Consider the following 15,413-nt stretch of genomic DNA (forward strand, 5'->3'; position numbering starts at 1 on the left):
GATGATCACGAACCACGAAGGAATTCGACGATGACCCTGCTCGTGCGACGCTCCGAACTCGCGCTGCCCGCCTGCAACGACCACATGTTCGCCAAGGCCCTGTCCTGCGGCGCGGATCTGGTGTTCCTGGATCTCGAGGACGCCACCCCCGAATCGCTCAAGGAGTCCGCGCGGGAGAAGGCCATCACCGCGCTCACCGAGATGGACTGGGGGCGAACGGTTCCCGCGATCCGCATCAACGGTCTGGACACCAAGTGGTGCCACGACGACATCATCGAGGTCGTCACCCGCGCCCGCGAGCACCTGCACACCATCGTCGTACCCAAGGCGTGCACCGCCCGCGATGTGTGGTGGGTGGACCTGCTGCTCACCCAGCTCGAGGAGAAACTGGGCCTCACCCGCCGGATCCGCCTGGAGGTGCTGATCGAGGAGGTCGAGGGCCTGGCCAACGCCGAGGAGATCGCGGTGGCCAGCGACCGGATCGACGCCCTCATCTTCGGTGTCGGCGACTTCTCGCTGTCCCAGGGCGCGCGCGTGGACACCAACTTCGAACCGCTCGGCGACTACCCGGGCGACTTCTGGCACTACGCCCGCAACAAGACCCTCGTGGCTGCTCGGATCGCCGGCGTGCTCGCCATCGACGCGCCTTTCCCCGACTACGGCAACGTCGAGGGCTACGAACGCGACGCGCGCCGGGCCTCCCTGCTCGGCTACACCGGCAAGTGGGCCATCCACCCCGCCCAGGTCCCCATCGCGAACACCGTCTACTCCCCCACCGCCGCGGAAATCGCACTGGCGGAACGCAATATCGCCGCCTACCGCGAGGCCGAGGCGAACGGCCGCGGCGCCGTCGGCGTCGACGGTGTCCTGGTCGATGCCGCACACATCAAGATGGCGAAGGCCACCCTGGCCCGCGCGGCGGCCATCGACCCGGAACTCCTGAACGGAGCCGCCGTCGGCTGACGCGACGAAGACGATGGTCCGCTGGACCTGCCCGCACTGGAATCGCCAGGCGGGCACGGCGGGCCATCCGCGTCACCGAACACCGGCGCCGATCCGCACCCGGAAGGCTCCCGACACGCCTACCGGGGCAGTCCGTTCGGGCCACACGCTGTGGGAGACCGGGCAGAGACGTCGGATCGGTAAGACGCTCACCGATATCCGCGCCGGCTGTTCACGCCACCCGGCAATCAGACCGGACGATCTTCCTCACAGATGATGTCTCCGTCCGAGTTCTCGCGGCACGAGTACGGGACGAAGGCTCGAAAGCCGACCTGCCCCTCCTTGTCCGTGAAACGGACCAGTCTCAGGTCCCCGTATGCCTCGCCGTGCTTCGCCTTCAATGCCTCGAATTCCTCAGCGAAGCTCAGCTGATTCTGTTCGATCGTCATTGCCTCGTCCTCTCGTGGTGGTCGCGGCCGGAGGGCCGCCACCATCAACGATGTCCTCGGCGGGCGCTACTCGCGCGAGTGGTGCACTACTCGAACTTCACCGCGTGTCCTCCGGCCGACCACGGTCAGCCGATCAACGCCCCCAGCGGCATCCGGGCCCGGCTCGAGGAATCGTCGAGCCGGGCACGTTCCTCGATCCTGGACGGATGCCGGTCGGCGGACACGGTGTGCACCGTCCGGATACCCCTCTCCCCTGACAGTGCACACAGGTGGCTACCGACGAGCCCGCACCCGGTCACCACCGGCGCGGCTCGGCAGTGCCACCGGCATCGAAACCCGCGTTCGGCGTCAGCAGGCGGTGGACGTCCCGCCCTGGATCGCGAGCAGGGCGCAGAAGGTGATCGTCGCGACCTTCCACTTGTCGCCTTCCTTCACCGCGTTGCCGGCCTGGTCCGGCAGGGCGGGGGTGCCGTTCAGCAGCAGGGTGTAGGTGACGTCGGCGTGCGTGGCGTCCACGACTTTGACCGCGGAGACGGTCGCCGAGGTGCCCGAGGCCTGCGGATTGGCCGCGGCGGCCTGCAGCACCGCCGCGAACTCCTGGCCCTTCTCGACCGTGGCGATGCGCTGCTCGGTGGGCGTCTTGGCGTTGAAGAAGGTGGTGAAGGCGTCGGTGATGGCCTTCGTGGTGGCCTCGTCGGCCTTGGCGGCCGCGGCCGTGGTGGTGACAGCGGCCGTTGTCGTGGTCGCGGTGGAATCGTCGTCCGAGCCACAGCCGGTGAGCGCGGCGGCGGCGAGGAGAACGCCGAGGGCGGCGGCGGAGGTGCGACGGAAGGAGATTCGCATGGTGGATCCTCATCTGAAGGGGAGAAGCGGGGCCGCGACGGGCCCCGCGAGGGTGGAGATATCGGCCGTACTGTAATACGGACGGTAGTGCCGGATGGCGGGATTACTTCACATTGGCTTTCATCTGTTCCAGCCGCATCAGCACCGGGAAATCGTTGACGCTCAGCGCGTTTCCGTGGCCGGTCTGATGAATGTCGAACACCGACTGGATCGCCGCGTAGAAGCCCTGCACATCCAGGGTCTGGTTGACCGCGCGCTTGGCCTGACGCAGGCCGAACGCGGGCATGGTGGCGATATGGGCGGCGAGTTCGCGGGTCTTGGCGTCGAGTTCGGCGCGCGGCACGACGGTGTTGACCATGCCGGTGCTCTCGGCCTCGGTCGCGGTGATCGGGCGGCCGGTGAACAGGATCTCCTTGGCCTTGCGCGGGCCCAATTCCCAGGTGTGCCCGTGGTATTCGACGCCGCCGATGCCCATCAGCACGACCGGGTCGGAGAACAGCGCGTCGTCGGCGGCCACGATCAGGTCGCACGGCCAGCACAGCAGCAGCGCCCCAGCGATGCACCGGCCCTGCACCGCCGCGATCGACGGCTTGGGCACGTTGCGCCAGCGCAGCGAATACTCCAGGTAGCGGCGGGATTCGATCTCGTAGATGGTGTCGAGGGTGATCCGGGAGGGATCGGGCCACGAACTGTCCTTGAGATCGTGACCCGCCGAGAAGTGCTTGCCCTCGGCGCGCAGCACGATGACCGCCACCTCCGGGTCCGCGGCGGCGCTGGTCCACGCCGCGTCCAGCGCGTCGAGCAGCTCACCGTTCTGGGCGTTGGCGGCCTCGGGACGGTTCAGGCTGATGGTCGCGATCTTGTCGGCGACCTCGTAGCGGATGTACTCGCTCATAGTTCAACTCCGGGGAAGACCGAGCACCCGCTCGGCGATGATGTTGCGCTGAATCTCGGACGTTCCGCCCGCGATGGTGCCCGCGAAACTGCGGGCGTACCGCTCGAACCAACTGCCCACCGTGTTGTCGTGGTTCAGCGGATGCATGGGGCCGGTGAACATTTCGTTCAACAGCCCCTCCGGGCCCGCCGCGGTGAGGGCGTGCTCGGAGGCGGTCTGCACGGCTTCGGAGCCGAGCAGTTTGAGCACCGACAGCCCGGCCACGTCCTGCTGCCCGCGCGCCTCGCGCGCCAGGGCGGCCGAACCGAGCAGGCGCAGCGCCAGATTGTCCATGACCAGGGTGGCGTAGTGGTCGCGATCGAACACGCTGTGCGGCTCGAAATCGTCTATCAGGCACTGCAATCGGTCGGCGAAGCTCAGCCACAGCATGGTGCGCTCGTGCCCGAGCGAGCCGTTGGCCACGCCCCAGCCGCCGTGCAGCGGGCCGACGAGATTCTCCGCCGGCACCCGGGCGTTCTCGAAGAACACCTCGTTGAAGTCCACGTCGCGCGGCCCGCAGATGGACGGGAACGGGCGCCGGGTCACCCCGGGGGTGTCGGTGGGAATCAGTAATACGCTCAGGCCCTTGTGTTTCGGCGCGTCGGGATCGGTGCGCACGAAGGTGAGCAGGACGTCGGCGTGATGCGCGCCCGAGGTCCACACCTTCTGGCCGTTGACGACGAAGTCTTCGCCGTCGCGCACCGCACGGGTGCGCAGACCGGCCAGGTCCGATCCGGCGCCCGGTTCGCTCATGCCCAGCGCGGCGGTCAATTCCGCGCGCAGGATCCGCACCGCCCAGTTCTTCTTCTGTTCCGCGGTGCCGAAGGAGAGCAGCGAGGCGGCCACGATGCCCAGGCCCTGCGGATTGAAGCTGTGATAGATCCGCCGCCGCGAGAGCTCCTCGAGGTGCACGTACTGCTGCAGGATCGAGGCGTTGCGGCCGCCGAATTCCGGTGTGTTGCCGGGCAACAGCCACCCGTGCTCGAACTGCGTGCGCTGCCACTCCCGTGCCCAGTCGGGCACCTCGGCGCTCGAGACCGGGCGGTCGGCACGGGCCCGGGCCTCGTCGGGCATGTGCTCGGCCAGGAATTCGACGAAGGCCGAGCGGAAGTCCTCGACCTCGGCGTCAAAAGTCAGTCGCACGGTACTCCTTCGCGATCAGCGCGCGGTGCTCCACGGCTCCGCCGAGCAGCAGCTCGCCGGCCTTGGCGCGTTTGAGCGCGAACTGCAGGTCGTTCTCCCACGTGTAGCTCATGGCGCCGAACAGCTGCATGCCGTGCCGGAAGACCAGCGACTGGCACTCCCCCGCCGCGGCCTTGGCCATGGACGCGGCCACCCGGCGGCGCGGGTCGTCGGCGGAGATGGTCAGGGCCGCGAAATAGGCCAGGGCCCGGGCTCTTTCGACTGCCACGTGCATGTCGGCCGCCTTGTGCTTGACCGCCTGGAACGAGCCGATCGGCACCCCGAACTGCTCCCGGCCGCGCACATGCTCGAGGACCAGGTCCAGCACGCGCGCGCACGCGCCGACCATGGTCAGTGCCAGGCCGGTCAGGCCGATGTGGCGCCCGCGTTCGATGTCCGCGTCGATCCGATCGCTCTCCTCGACGCGGACGCCGGCGAAGCTCACCTCCGCCACGTGCAGGACCGGGTCGAACGCGATCTCGCGCCGGATGACCGCGTCGGCCGAGTGCACGGCGAACACCCCGGCGCGGGTGGCGACGGCGAACCAGTCGGCGCGGTCGCCGTCCAGGACGTGGCGCGCGGTGCCGCTGAGCAGCCAGCCCGTGCCGTCGTGGAAGGCGGTGACACCGTCGTACACGGCCGCGCCGGGCGCCGAGCTGGCGCCGAATCGGGCTGCCAGCGGGGCGAACTGGGTCATCGTCGCCAGGAAGGGCGTCGGATCGGTCGCGTAGCCGAGGGCCTCGAGCACGATGGCCAGCTCGACCATGTCGGCCGGATCGGTCAGTTCGGTCCAGCCCTGATCGACGTAGACCCGCCACAGTTCATCGGTGGTCGCGCCGCGGTCGACGACCGCGCGGACCAGCTCGGGCGGACCGTGTCTGGCGATGACCTCACGGACAGTCTTCTGCCACAGCCGTTGGTCGGAGTCGAACTCCAAAAGCATCCCGGCACGCCTCCTCGCTGCTGCGTTCGCAATGCAAGCGAGAATATCATTCTCCTAGAATGAAAGTCATCCTTCGCCATCCGGGAAGGCGCGCCGACCCTAACGTCCAGGAATACGCCGTTCTCCGGTACAGTGCATTCATGTTCTCCCCCTACAACCGAGGACCGATGCGGCCGTGACCAGCCCGAGCGAAGAGCCAGCCTGGAAGCAGCGCGCTGTCGAGCGCTCGCTGCGCGCCGCCAAGGTGCGAGCCGAGGAACGCGTCCAGCGATTCCTGGACGCCGCGCAGGCCATCATCACCGAGAAGGGCTCGACCGACTTCACGGTTCAGGAGGTCGTCGACCGCTCCCGGCAGTCGCTGCGCAGCTTCTACCTGCAGTTCGACGGTAAGCACGAGCTGCTGCTCGCCCTGTTCGAGGATGCGCTGAGCCGCACCGCCGAACAGTTGCGCGCCGCGGCCGACGGGCAGACCGACCCCCTGGACAAGTTGCAGATCTCGGTCGAACTGCTCTTCGAACTGTGTCGGCCCGATCCTTCGGCGCAGCGTCCGCTGTTCACCGATTTCGCGCCGCAGCTGCTGCTTTCGCACCCCAGCCAGGTGAAGGTGGCGCACGCGCCGCTGCTCACCCTGTTCACCGAACTGATGGAACAGGCCGCCGCGGCCGGGCAGTTGCCCGCCGACGCGAACCCGCGCCGGCTCTCGGCGATGGTGATGCAGACGGTCATGTTCACTGCGCAGTCCTCCGGGGCGATCGACGAGCAGACCCCGAACCCGATCACCGCCACCGAGGTCTGGAACTTCTGCGCGCACGGTTTCACCCGCGCTTGAGAACGCTGTTCTCATTCAGGAGAACTTTACTTACACTCGGGGTATGACCGAGCTGTGGACCGATCTCGTCGCCTGTCTCGACCTGGACGAGCAGCCGCCCCTCGCAGACACCACCGTCTTCGAGGGGCGCAATCAGAAGCTGACCTATCACCGCGTGTTCGGCGGCCAACTGCTGGGCCAGTTCACGCGCGCCGCCGCGCTGAGCTTCCCCGACAAGACGGTCAAGTCGCTGCACGTGGTGTTTCCCCGCGAAGGCCGCGCCGACGAGCCCATCCGCTACCGGCTCGAGCGCGCGCACGCCGGACGCACCTTCGCCACCGCCACCGCCGTGGCCGAGCAGTCCGGCAAGATCATCGCCACGGCCTCGATCTCGCTGCACGCGCCCGAGGCCGGCCCCGAGTTCGACAGTGTGGCACCGATTCCCGCCCTGCCCTCGGCCGAGCACAAGATCGACGGTATGGAGTTGCTGCCCTGGGAGGTGCGCTCGCTCACCGACCTGAACGACCCCGCCGCCCGGGCCCCGGAATACGAGCTGTGGATGCGCACCCCGACCGTGGAACCCGGACTGGCGCAGGCGATCGCGGCCTACGCCACCGACCTCACCCTGATCGGCACGGCGCTGCTGCCGGTGGACGGCTTCGATCAGCGCGGCAACGGCACCGCCTTCCTGTCCGCGGTTACCTCGCACACCCTGTGGTTTCATCGCCCCTTCCGCACCGACGACTGGCTGCTGCTGCGCCAGCACAGCCCGCTGCTCGCGCACGGCCGCTGCTTCGGCCGCGGCGACATCCTCACCGAGACAGGCACGCTGGTCGCCTCCTACGCGCAGGAAGCCATGGTGCGGCTCCCCTCCTGATCCGCCCGCGCGGGCGATCGGCCGAGTTCAACGCCGATCCCCGCGCCGAACGACAGCGTGGACACCGATGTCCTTGCGGCCGAGGACACGCCATACCAACGGGCTGACACGGACGCAGGAGAACGGACGGGTTCCGCGCGGCCGCACTGTTCGAAGCGAAGCGGCGAGCATCCGGTCGCGGGCGATCGGCCGAGGTCATCACCGTTCGGCTCGCAGCGCTGCGGGCGGCCGTGCGTTCGCCAATGCCCTTGCGGCCGAGTAGGCGTCGCACCGGCCGGCCGCCACGGACGCGGCCAACCCATCCAGGTCCGGGTGGGCGCAGAGGCCGGTGCGAGTCAGGGCGAGGATCTGAGCCCGAGCGCACGCGACGCGGCGGGAGGCGCTGCGGGGGCGGCGGTGGCGGTCGATCACGTCGACGAGCTCGGGCATGCCCTCGCCGCGGGCGGCGATCAATGTCAGTACCGGAACATCGGATTCGGCCTGCAAATCGCGCACCGTCTGCTCGACGCCCTCCCGGTCCGCCTTGTTCACCACCAGGATGTCCGCGATCTCGAGCAGTCCCGCCTGGGCGGCCTGCACCCCGTCGCCCGCCCCGGGGGTCAGCACGACCACCGCCGGGTCCGCGACCGCGGCGATCTCGGTGTCCGACGACCCGGCACCGGCCGATTCCAGCAGCACGACGTCGTAGGACAGCGCGGCCAGCAGCCGCACGGCCGCCGGGACCGCCGCCGCCAGGCCACCGGGGTGCCCGCGGGTGGCGAACGAGCGGATCAGCACCCGGGGATCGTCGACATGCTCGGCCATTCGAATCCGATCACCAAGCAGCGCACCGCCGCTGTACGGGGAGGAAGGATCGACCGCCAGCACGGCCACCCGGTGCCCGCGCAGCCGGTAGGCCGCGATCAAACCGGCTACGGCCGTGGACTTCCCGGCCCCGGGCGGCCCGGTCACCCCGATCACACGGACCGATGCCGGCGCGAGCGTGGCGCACACGTCCGCCCGCTGCGGGCCCTCGACCAGAGACAGGAGACGGCCCACCGCCCGCACCGACCCGGCGCTCGCCCGCGCCAACAGCTCCGCGATCTCCTCGGCCACCGGCGACGCGGCTATCGCGCGCGCCGCCTCCGATTCACCGTCGGCACTGTGCATCTCGGCTCTTTTCTCGATCGTGGACCGGACCGCGTCGCCGCACTCACGGCGCGGGCACCGCGAGGACGGTGGCCGAGCCCATGCCGCCGCCCGCGCACATCGCGACGATGCCGTAACCGCCACCGCGCCTGCGCAACTCGTGCACCATCGTCACGATCATGCGTGCGCCGCTGGCCGCCACCGGGTGGCCGAGCGAGCAGCCGCTGCCGCTGTAGTTGACCCGATCGGGATCGAGGTTCAGCGCGCGTACCGCCGCGACCGGCACCGAGGCGAAGGCCTCGTTGATCTCGAACAGCGACACCTCCGACAGCGAGATGCGGGCCTTGTCGGCGGCGCGGGTGATGGCCTCGATCGGGGCCAGGCCGGTCTCGGCGGGATCGACGCCGATGGAGACCCAGCTGCGGATCACCCCGAGCGCGGGCAGTCCCAGGTCGGAGCTGGCGACCACCAGGGCCGCCGCGCCGTCGTTCGCGCCGCTGGCGTTGCCCGCGGTGACCGAGAAGCCGTCGATCTCCGGGTGCAGGGGCTTGAGCGCCGCCAAGCGTTCGAGGGTCGTGTCGCGGCGAGGGTGCTCGTCGGTGTCGAAGACCCCGTGCGGAGTCGTGATCGGCAGGATCTCCTCCTTGAAGCGGCCCTCGTCGATGGCGGCGATGGCGTTGCGGTGCGAACGCAGCGCCCACTCGTCCTGCTCGGTGCGGGAAATGCCCACGCGCACAGCGGTATTCCAGCCCACGGTGATGGACATGTCCATGCACGGCGCCTCGGGACGGTCCGGGTGGCTCGGCGAGACCCAGGGGTCGATCCACTCGTCCTCGCCGACCTTGAAGCGGGCGCGCGGTGCGGTGGAGTCGGAGTTCACGCCGCCGGCGATGATCAGCTCGGACATGCCCGCGCGGATGTTCGCCGCGGCGGTCTGCACCGCGGACATGCCCGCCGCGCAGTGCCGGTTCTGGGCCAGGCCGGGCGCGCCGGTGAGGCCCGCGGTGACCGCCGCGTGCCGGGCCAGCACGCCGCCGCCGTAACGGCCCTCGCCGAGAACGACGTCGTCGACGCGGTATTCACCGCCGAGTCCGTCCGCGGCGGCACCCACCACGTGCCGGGCCAGGTCGAAGGCGTTGGTGTCGCGCAGGGTGCCCTTTCGGGCGGTTCCGATGGCGGTGCGGAGCGCGGAGACGATGACGGCGTCAGGCATGGGAGGACTCCATTTCGGCGACGAGCGTGCGCCGCAGCAGTTTTCCGGTGTCGGTCTTGGGCAGTTCGGGTCGGAAGACGATCGCGTCGGGGGTCTTGGACGAGCGCAGCCGCTGTTTGACCCAGTCGCGGATCCGCTCGGGATCGCCGGCGCCCACCACGACGGCGACCAGGCGCTGTCCCCATTCGGGATCGGGAACGCCGATCACCGCGGCTTCGGAGATGCCGGGGAATTCCAGCAGCACGTCCTCGATCTCGGCGGGCGCGATGTTCTCGCCGCCGCGAATGATGGTGTCGTCGGCGCGGCCCTCGATGTACAGGTAGCCCTCGGCGTCGAGGCGGCCCAGATCCCGGGTGGGGAACCAGCCGCCCGCGTCGAGCACGCTGCGGTCGCCGTATTCGCCGGAGATCTGCTCGCCGCGCACGAAGACAAGTCCGGTCGTACCGGCGTCGACGGGTTCGCCGGCCTCGCTGCGGATCTCGATCTCGATGCCGGGCAGCGGGCGGCCGACCGATCCGAGCCGGTCGCGGACGGCCGGATCGCTCGACGCCTCGGCCGTCCGGTGATCCTCGGGACCGAGCAGCGCGACCGAGGACGCGGTCTCGGTGAGCCCGTAGGCGTTCACGAATCCCGTGGAGCCGAACACGCGCAGGGCTCGTTCGAGCACCGGTCGCGGGGTCCGGGATCCGCCGTAGGCGAGCGAGACCAGCGTCGGGGTGCGCGCGTCGTCGCCCTCGACGGTCGCGACGATGCGGGCGAGCATGGTCGGCACCAGCATGGCGTGCGTAACACCCTCGCGGCGAACGGTTTCCAGCCAGTTCTCCGGATCGAAGGCGGGCAGGTACACCACGCGGCGGCCGGAGTAGAGGTTCGACAGCAGGTTCGTCAGACCCGCGATGTGGTACGGGGGCACCGAGACGAGCGTGGACTGACCGATGCCCGCACCGAATTCGACGGTGTTGATCAGATACGCGGTCAGGTGGCGGTGCCGGAGCAGGGCGGCCTTGGGCGCGGAGGTCGTGCCGCTGGTGTAGATGATCGCGGCCACGGCGTCCTCGTCGGCGGGGTCCGGATCGGCGGGGTCCGCGCTCGCCACGTCGGCCAGGAACGTGTCCAGGTCGTTCTGTTCCAGGACCAGCGCGCCGGGATGCCGGTCCCGCAGCGCCGCCAGTTGTTCTTCGCCGAGCCGATAGTTCAGCGGCACGAAGGGAATTCCCGCGGCGGCGGCCCCGAACAGGGCGACGGGATAGGCCGGGTGGCTGGTGCCGAGGTAGAGCACCGCCGGGAACCCGCGCAGCCGGGTCGCGGCGCGCTGGGCGAGGTCGAGCAGCTCGGGGGCGGACAGCGAGCGCTCGCCCGCGGTCACGACGGGGTGATCGCCGCCCGCGGCGGCCATGTCTAGGATCATGCCGATGTTCATGAGAACATTATTCTCACAATTGGAGAGCGGTAGTTGCAAGAGAGGAATACCACATGCAGATACAGGACTGCTCGGCCCTGGTCGTGGGCGGCACCGGCGGACTCGGCGAAGCGACCGTGCGCCGACTGCACGCCGGCGGCGCGAAAGTGGTCGTCGCCGACGTCGCGGACGAGAAAGGTAAGGAGCTCGAACGCGAGCTGGGCGTGCGCTACGTGCGCACCGACGCCACGGACGAACAGTCGGTGCAGGACGCCATCGACGAGGCGCGATCACTGGCTCCGCTGCGCATCTCGGTCGACACCCACGGCGGGCCGGCCAGCGGCGGCCGTCTGGTAGGCCGTGACGGCTCGGCCCTGGGTCTGGAGGGTTTCCGCACGACCATCGAGTTCTATCTGACCGCCGTCTTCAACGTGCTGCGCCTGTCGGCCGCCGGAATCGCGAAATCCGAACCCGTCGAAGAGGATCAGCGCGGCATCATCATCAACACCGCCTCGATCGCAGCCTACGAGGGTCAGGTCGGCCAGGTTCCCTACGCCGCGGCCAAGGGCGGCGTGGTCGGCATGACCCTGGTTGCCGCCCGCGATCTGGCGCCGCTGGGCATCCGCGTGGTCACCATCGCGCCCGGAATGATCGACACGCCCGCCTATGGCAAGAACGGCGACAAATTGGCCGCATACTGGGGCCCGCAGATCCCGTTTCCCAAGCGCCTGGGCCGCTCGGCGGAGTACGCCCGGCTCGCCACCTCGATCATCGACAACGACTACCTCAACGGCGAGGTCATCCGCCTCGACGCCGCGCTGCGGTTCCCGCCCAAATAGCCGAATCCTCCTCCGCCGGAAGGACACCGACGATGTACGACCTTCCCCCCACCGACCACTCGCCCATTCCGGTGATGACCGTGGACACCGCCCACCGGGTGATGCAGCAGCACCTGACCTGTCCCGCGACCGTCTGCGCACGCAAGCATCAGGCCAAGCGCCGACTCACCGAGGCGGCCCACCTCGTCCCCGCCGATCAGCCGCACTTCGGTGGCTGACTCGTTTCCCGAAGGGCCCGAACCGGCGGGGAGCCGGAGGGTACGGACTCCGTCGCGGATCGAACTCGAGCGCAACGAGTTCCGTCCGGCATGCGGCTCGACAGGTGGATATCCCGGTCAGATCCGGGGTGCGACATGGCGAGCCGAGGCGACGGGAGTGTTCCCGGCGTGGGCGCCGTCCGTCCGACCGGCGCCGGCTTTGTCAGCCATCGCCCGGGCCCGGCCCTCGGCCCGTATCTCCTGCGGTGTGCGCCCGTACCAGCGCCTGACCACCCGGGTGAGCGCGGACTGCTCGCGCAGCCCGATCAGGACCGTGACGCGACTCAGCGGAAGATCGGTTTCGCAGAGCAGACGGTAGGCGGCATCGCGACGGGCGGCGTCCAGGACCGCCGTGAAAGTCGTTCCCTCGCTGGACAATGCGCGCTGCAGGGTCCGGGGCCCGGTGTGCAGCATCTGAGAGACCGTGGCGATGTCGGCGGTGGATTCGAGGAAGGCGCGGTCGACGGCGAGGCGTACCCGGGCGGTCATGGTCCGGCCGAGCTCGGAGTAGTTGCGCGCCAAATAGTCCATGGCCAGGGTGTGCAGCATCGGGTCGCTGCCGAGCATGGGCCGGGCGAGCAGGTCCGCGGGAAACCGCAGCAGGGTCGTGGGCATGTCGAATCGCACCTCGGCGCCGAAGAATTCGGCGTAGCGCGCGACGGGGGCCCGCGGCGGGTGCGGCAGGTGCACCATCCGCAGCCCGTAGGCGCCACCGACACCGTGGCACACGAACCGATGCAGAAATCCCGCGCCGTGGTCGATGCCCTGACTGAAGGCGGACACCTCGGCCATGTCGCGATAGTTCAGCGCGATGACGCCCGGCTGCTGCTCGGGATCGGCGCACAACTCGACCGAGATGCCGGCGTGGTGGGTGTACAGGTAGCGCTGCGCGCAGGCCAGCGCCGCACCGACGGTGGGCGCGTTGAGCAGGGCGACCCCGAGCGGGCCGAGCACGCTGAAATCCTGGCGTTCGGCCAGCCGCAAACCCAGGTCGGGGCAGCGCAGTTCGGTCGCGGCGATCTCCAGCGCCCAGCCCATGGACTCCGAGGAGACCACCGCGTCATCGGAGTTCACGGCGTCCGGGGAGATGCCGAAACGCCGCAGTAGCGCGACGCCGTCACCGCCGAGCTCGTCCACCAGTTCGCGAAACCCGCGCAGTGTCGCGGCCCGCCCCATCGTCGCCATCAGCAACCCCACCAACCATGTCGAAGTGGTTTCGCAGCGTATCCACCGGCGCACTCCGCGACAAGACCCGTCGCGATTGTCTCAGCCACGACCTGCGGTTTCACCGGCCCGAACACGCCGAGAAATCGACATATGGCACAACCCATGTCGCGTAGGGGTAAAAGGATGTCGCCCAGGAACGAGTCGTCTTTACCCGCCGGTAGCAACAATCTGGCTCAGGAATCGAGTGAGAGGTGGACCACAGGATGAGGGCTGGGAGGCGGACGAAATCGTTCGCGGTTCGCGGCATGGTGGTGGCGGCGGTGGCGCTGGGGACCGTGCCGTTCTTGACGCCGGCGGCTTTCGGTGAACCGAACGGGGGGTTCACCGCGATCGACGGCGGAGACCGAGCGGCACAGTGGAATTCGGCGCTGAACGGTCCGCAGCCCTACAACGGCGTCGCACCCGATCTCGCGGTACCGATCACGATGAGCGACGGCACGGTGCTCAAGGCCGACATCATCCATCCGGCGCGCGACGGCCGGCGGCCCGACGGCCGACGGCCGGTGATCCTGCAGATGCAGGGCTACGGCAAGCTCCCGATTCTCGTCGGGCAGGCGCTGCTGGCCTCCGCCGACGACCTCGGCATCAAGAAGCCGCTCGAGGATTGGATCGCCTCGATCAACCTGCCCGGGGTCGGGATCGACGGACTGTTCGACATGACCCGCCAGCTCGACTCGGGTGCGGTCGAAGCCGCGCTGCAGGATTGGGCGCTCGCCGAGGCCGGGTACACCCTGGTGCAGGTCGATCTGCGCGGCACCGGCACCTCCGAGGGCAGCTGGCAGGTCTTCGGTGATCGCGAGAAGCAGGATGTCGCGGAGGTGATCGACTGGATCACCCGGCAGGACTGGAGCGACGGCAACGTCGGCACCATGGGGATCTCGTTCACCGCGATCAGCGCGATCGAGGCCACCGATCGGATGCCGCCGGGGCTCAAAGCCGTCTTCGCGTACGAGGGCAGCGCCGATATCTTCGACGACATCGCCGGGCCTGGCGGCGCGGTGGGTGTCGGCTTCCTGGTGCCGTGGCTGCTGGGCGTCAACGCGCTCAAGATGATTCCCGATCTCACCGCGCTGGCGGTCGGGAAGTTCGATCCCGCACAGCAGGCGAAGTGGCTCCGGGACCGCATAGCCGACCCGCTCACCCTGGTCGAGATGGTCGTCAACGGCTACACCGCGCTGACCCCGGATCAGCTGACCCCGCAGACGCGTGGCCTGATGGACCCGAATTCGCCCTTCCGTCAGGGGTTGAAGGCCAAAGTCGGCAATATCCGGGTGCCGACCTTCATGGTGGGCGCGTGGTTCGACATCTTCGGCACCAGCCCGACCGACACCTTCAATTCGATTCCGCTGCCCGCCGAGCAGAAGAAACTCATCATGGGCGACGGCTACCACATCGGTTCCGGCGTAGCGGGTTTCGGCGAGCCGGGAATGCCGCCCCGCCTGGATGTGCTGCAGCGCGCCTGGTTCGATCACTGGCTCCGCGGAATCGACAACGGCATCGAGGATTACGCGCCGATCGTGGTCAAGCAGCAGGGCGGCGGCTGGACCGACGCCGCGGAGTTCCCGCGCGCCGAGGTCACCTACCGGCGGGTGTACCTCAACGACTCGCCCTCGGGCACCGCCGGGGGTTCGATCTACGACGGCGGGCTCTCGGAGAATCCCGTGCAGGCACAGCCCCGCGATCTGACCGTCGCACCGGGTCTGCTGAGCCTGTGCGGGCGCGACGTCGCCCGGATCAGCGCGGGCGTGACGGCGCTGCTGGACGCCTGCGGCAAGGACTCCCGCATCTGGGAACACGATGGGCTGAGTTTCACCAGCGCCCCGGTCAGCGCGGCGACCACCGTGTCCGGCCCGATCAACGTGCACCTCAACGTGGTTCACGACGCGGCCGACGGCTACTGGGTCGCGACGGTCAACGACGTGGCGCCCGACGGCACCTCCAACCAGATCGCGACCGGGCAGCTGGTCTCCTCGCTACGTCAGATCGACGACGCGGCCAGCAAGACCTCCGCCAACGGCGATTACACCGAGCCGCAGTACTTCCTCGATCTCGAGCGGCGGCAGCCCACCGTTCCCGGTGAGCCCGTCACCCTCGACATCGGCCTCACCCCGATCGACGCGGTGCTGCAGCCCGGCCACCGGCTGCGGGTCAATATCTTCGCGAGCAACTTCCCCAAAGGTCTGCCGCCCCTGATGTTCCTGGCCGACTCCGGTCTGAAGCCCGAGCACCTGCGGCTGGATCCGAGTGCGCCCAGCTGGGTCAATATCGCCCTGACCGCGGCCATCCCGGGCTGACTCGGCCCGCTCACCGCGCCGTGCGAGCGTTCGCACGGCGCGGTGAGCGCCCGCGCCGCGGGCGCCTACCCGCTCGAT

General features: G+C 69.2%; 15 protein-coding genes. 6 read left to right on the forward strand and 9 right to left on the reverse strand.

The features are described from left to right. The first annotated feature begins 30 nt into the window (after positions 1-30). Complete coding sequence (locus ACWIGI_RS25425) at positions 31-963, forward strand: HpcH/HpaI aldolase/citrate lyase family protein (RefSeq protein ID WP_454204957.1); 933 nt, start codon at positions 31-33, stop codon at positions 961-963. A gap of 227 nt (positions 964-1,190) precedes the next feature. On the opposite strand, the gene ACWIGI_RS25430 is transcribed toward ACWIGI_RS25425, so the two are convergent. From ACWIGI_RS25430 to ACWIGI_RS25450, 5 genes are all read right to left on the reverse strand, one after another. Next, positions 1,191-1,391: a hypothetical protein gene (locus tag ACWIGI_RS25430; RefSeq protein ID WP_454204958.1), complete on the reverse strand. Its 201-nt coding sequence runs from the start codon at positions 1,389-1,391 to the stop codon at positions 1,191-1,193. Between the two features lie 348 nt (positions 1,392-1,739). Next, positions 1,740-2,234 (reverse strand): hypothetical protein, encoded by a 495-nt coding sequence (locus ACWIGI_RS25435; RefSeq protein WP_454204959.1) that lies wholly within the window; start codon positions 2,232-2,234, stop codon positions 1,740-1,742. A 103-nt stretch (positions 2,235-2,337) separates the two neighbouring features. After that, positions 2,338-3,129 carry an enoyl-CoA hydratase gene (locus ACWIGI_RS25440; protein ID WP_454204960.1) on the reverse strand — a complete coding sequence of 264 codons (792 nt, stop codon included), beginning with the start codon at positions 3,127-3,129 and terminating at the stop codon, positions 2,338-2,340. Positions 3,130-3,132: 3 nt separating this feature from the next. Beyond that, positions 3,133-4,311: an acyl-CoA dehydrogenase family protein gene (locus tag ACWIGI_RS25445; RefSeq protein WP_454204961.1), complete on the reverse strand. Its 1,179-nt coding sequence runs from the start codon at positions 4,309-4,311 to the stop codon at positions 3,133-3,135. Continuing rightward, positions 4,295-5,293 (reverse strand): acyl-CoA dehydrogenase family protein, encoded by a 999-nt coding sequence (locus tag ACWIGI_RS25450; RefSeq protein WP_454204962.1) that lies wholly within the window; start codon positions 5,291-5,293, stop codon positions 4,295-4,297. The genes ACWIGI_RS25445 and ACWIGI_RS25450 overlap by 17 nt, the downstream gene beginning before the upstream one ends. Positions 5,294-5,468: 175 nt before the next feature. Here ACWIGI_RS25450 and ACWIGI_RS25455 point away from each other — a divergent pair, with 175 nt between their 5' ends. Next, the gene (locus tag ACWIGI_RS25455) at positions 5,469-6,122 is read left to right on the forward strand and encodes a TetR/AcrR family transcriptional regulator (RefSeq protein WP_454204963.1); all 654 of its coding nucleotides are present in this window, start codon (positions 5,469-5,471) and stop codon (positions 6,120-6,122) included. A gap of 43 nt (positions 6,123-6,165) precedes the next feature. Continuing rightward, positions 6,166-6,978 carry an acyl-CoA thioesterase gene (locus ACWIGI_RS25460; protein ID WP_454204964.1) on the forward strand — a complete coding sequence of 271 codons (813 nt, stop codon included), beginning with the start codon at positions 6,166-6,168 and terminating at the stop codon, positions 6,976-6,978. A gap of 198 nt (positions 6,979-7,176) precedes the next feature. Here ACWIGI_RS25460 and ACWIGI_RS25465 read toward each other — a convergent pair whose 3' ends face one another. Genes ACWIGI_RS25465 through ACWIGI_RS25475 form a run of 3 tightly spaced genes read right to left on the reverse strand, consistent with a single transcriptional unit; the run spans position 7,177 to position 10,739 of the window. Continuing rightward, positions 7,177-8,127: an ArgK/MeaB family GTPase gene (locus tag ACWIGI_RS25465; protein ID WP_454204965.1), complete on the reverse strand. Its 951-nt coding sequence runs from the start codon at positions 8,125-8,127 to the stop codon at positions 7,177-7,179. 43 nt (positions 8,128-8,170) lie between these two features. Beyond that, positions 8,171-9,319 carry a thiolase family protein gene (locus tag ACWIGI_RS25470; RefSeq protein WP_454204966.1) on the reverse strand — a complete coding sequence of 383 codons (1,149 nt, stop codon included), beginning with the start codon at positions 9,317-9,319 and terminating at the stop codon, positions 8,171-8,173. Beyond that, positions 9,312-10,739, reverse strand: a complete 1,428-nt coding sequence (locus ACWIGI_RS25475) for a class I adenylate-forming enzyme family protein (protein ID WP_454204967.1) — start codon at positions 10,737-10,739, stop codon at positions 9,312-9,314. Before ACWIGI_RS25475 ends, ACWIGI_RS25470 begins: the two co-directional genes overlap by 8 nt. A gap of 53 nt (positions 10,740-10,792) precedes the next feature. On the opposite strand from ACWIGI_RS25475, the gene ACWIGI_RS25480 reads away from it, so the two are divergent. Continuing rightward, positions 10,793-11,557: an SDR family NAD(P)-dependent oxidoreductase gene (locus ACWIGI_RS25480; protein ID WP_454204968.1), complete on the forward strand. Its 765-nt coding sequence runs from the start codon at positions 10,793-10,795 to the stop codon at positions 11,555-11,557. Positions 11,558-11,589: 32 nt separating this feature from the next. Further along, positions 11,590-11,775, forward strand: a complete 186-nt coding sequence (locus ACWIGI_RS25485) for a hypothetical protein (protein ID WP_454204969.1) — start codon at positions 11,590-11,592, stop codon at positions 11,773-11,775. Between the two features lie 117 nt (positions 11,776-11,892). On the opposite strand, the gene ACWIGI_RS25490 is transcribed toward ACWIGI_RS25485, so the two are convergent. Beyond that, positions 11,893-12,999 carry an AraC family transcriptional regulator gene (locus tag ACWIGI_RS25490; RefSeq protein ID WP_454204970.1) on the reverse strand — a complete coding sequence of 369 codons (1,107 nt, stop codon included), beginning with the start codon at positions 12,997-12,999 and terminating at the stop codon, positions 11,893-11,895. 245 nt (positions 13,000-13,244) lie between these two features. Here ACWIGI_RS25490 and ACWIGI_RS25495 point away from each other — a divergent pair, with 245 nt between their 5' ends. Beyond that, the gene (locus tag ACWIGI_RS25495) at positions 13,245-15,335 is read left to right on the forward strand and encodes a CocE/NonD family hydrolase (protein WP_454204971.1); all 2,091 of its coding nucleotides are present in this window, start codon (positions 13,245-13,247) and stop codon (positions 15,333-15,335) included. The last annotated feature ends 78 nt before the right edge of the window (positions 15,336-15,413 follow it).

It is taken from the genome of Nocardia sp. NPDC055321 (assembly GCF_053645575.1).

Bases quoted from the DNA above. Each gene is read 5' to 3' on its own strand.
- ACWIGI_RS25425 (WP_454204957.1), top strand. From the start codon at position 31: ATGACCCTGCTCGTGCGACGCTCCGAACTCGCGCTGCCCGCCTGCAAC.
- ACWIGI_RS25430 (WP_454204958.1), bottom strand. From the start codon at position 1,391: ATGACGATCGAACAGAATCAGCTGAGCTTCGCTGAGGAATTCGAGGCA.
- ACWIGI_RS25435 (WP_454204959.1), bottom strand. From the start codon at position 2,234: ATGCGAATCTCCTTCCGTCGCACCTCCGCCGCCGCCCTCGGCGTTCTC.
- ACWIGI_RS25440 (WP_454204960.1), bottom strand. From the start codon at position 3,129: ATGAGCGAGTACATCCGCTACGAGGTCGCCGACAAGATCGCGACCATC.
- ACWIGI_RS25450 (WP_454204962.1), bottom strand. From the start codon at position 5,293: ATGCTTTTGGAGTTCGACTCCGACCAACGGCTGTGGCAGAAGACTGTC.
- ACWIGI_RS25460 (WP_454204964.1), top strand. From the start codon at position 6,166: ATGACCGAGCTGTGGACCGATCTCGTCGCCTGTCTCGACCTGGACGAG.
- ACWIGI_RS25465 (WP_454204965.1), bottom strand. From the start codon at position 8,127: ATGCACAGTGCCGACGGTGAATCGGAGGCGGCGCGCGCGATAGCCGCG.
- ACWIGI_RS25470 (WP_454204966.1), bottom strand. From the start codon at position 9,319: ATGCCTGACGCCGTCATCGTCTCCGCGCTCCGCACCGCCATCGGAACC.
- ACWIGI_RS25475 (WP_454204967.1), bottom strand. From the start codon at position 10,739: ATGAACATCGGCATGATCCTAGACATGGCCGCCGCGGGCGGCGATCAC.
- ACWIGI_RS25480 (WP_454204968.1), top strand. From the start codon at position 10,793: ATGCAGATACAGGACTGCTCGGCCCTGGTCGTGGGCGGCACCGGCGGA.
- ACWIGI_RS25485 (WP_454204969.1), top strand. From the start codon at position 11,590: ATGTACGACCTTCCCCCCACCGACCACTCGCCCATTCCGGTGATGACC.
- ACWIGI_RS25490 (WP_454204970.1), bottom strand. From the start codon at position 12,999: ATGGCGACGATGGGGCGGGCCGCGACACTGCGCGGGTTTCGCGAACTG.
- ACWIGI_RS25495 (WP_454204971.1), top strand. From the start codon at position 13,245: ATGAGGGCTGGGAGGCGGACGAAATCGTTCGCGGTTCGCGGCATGGTG.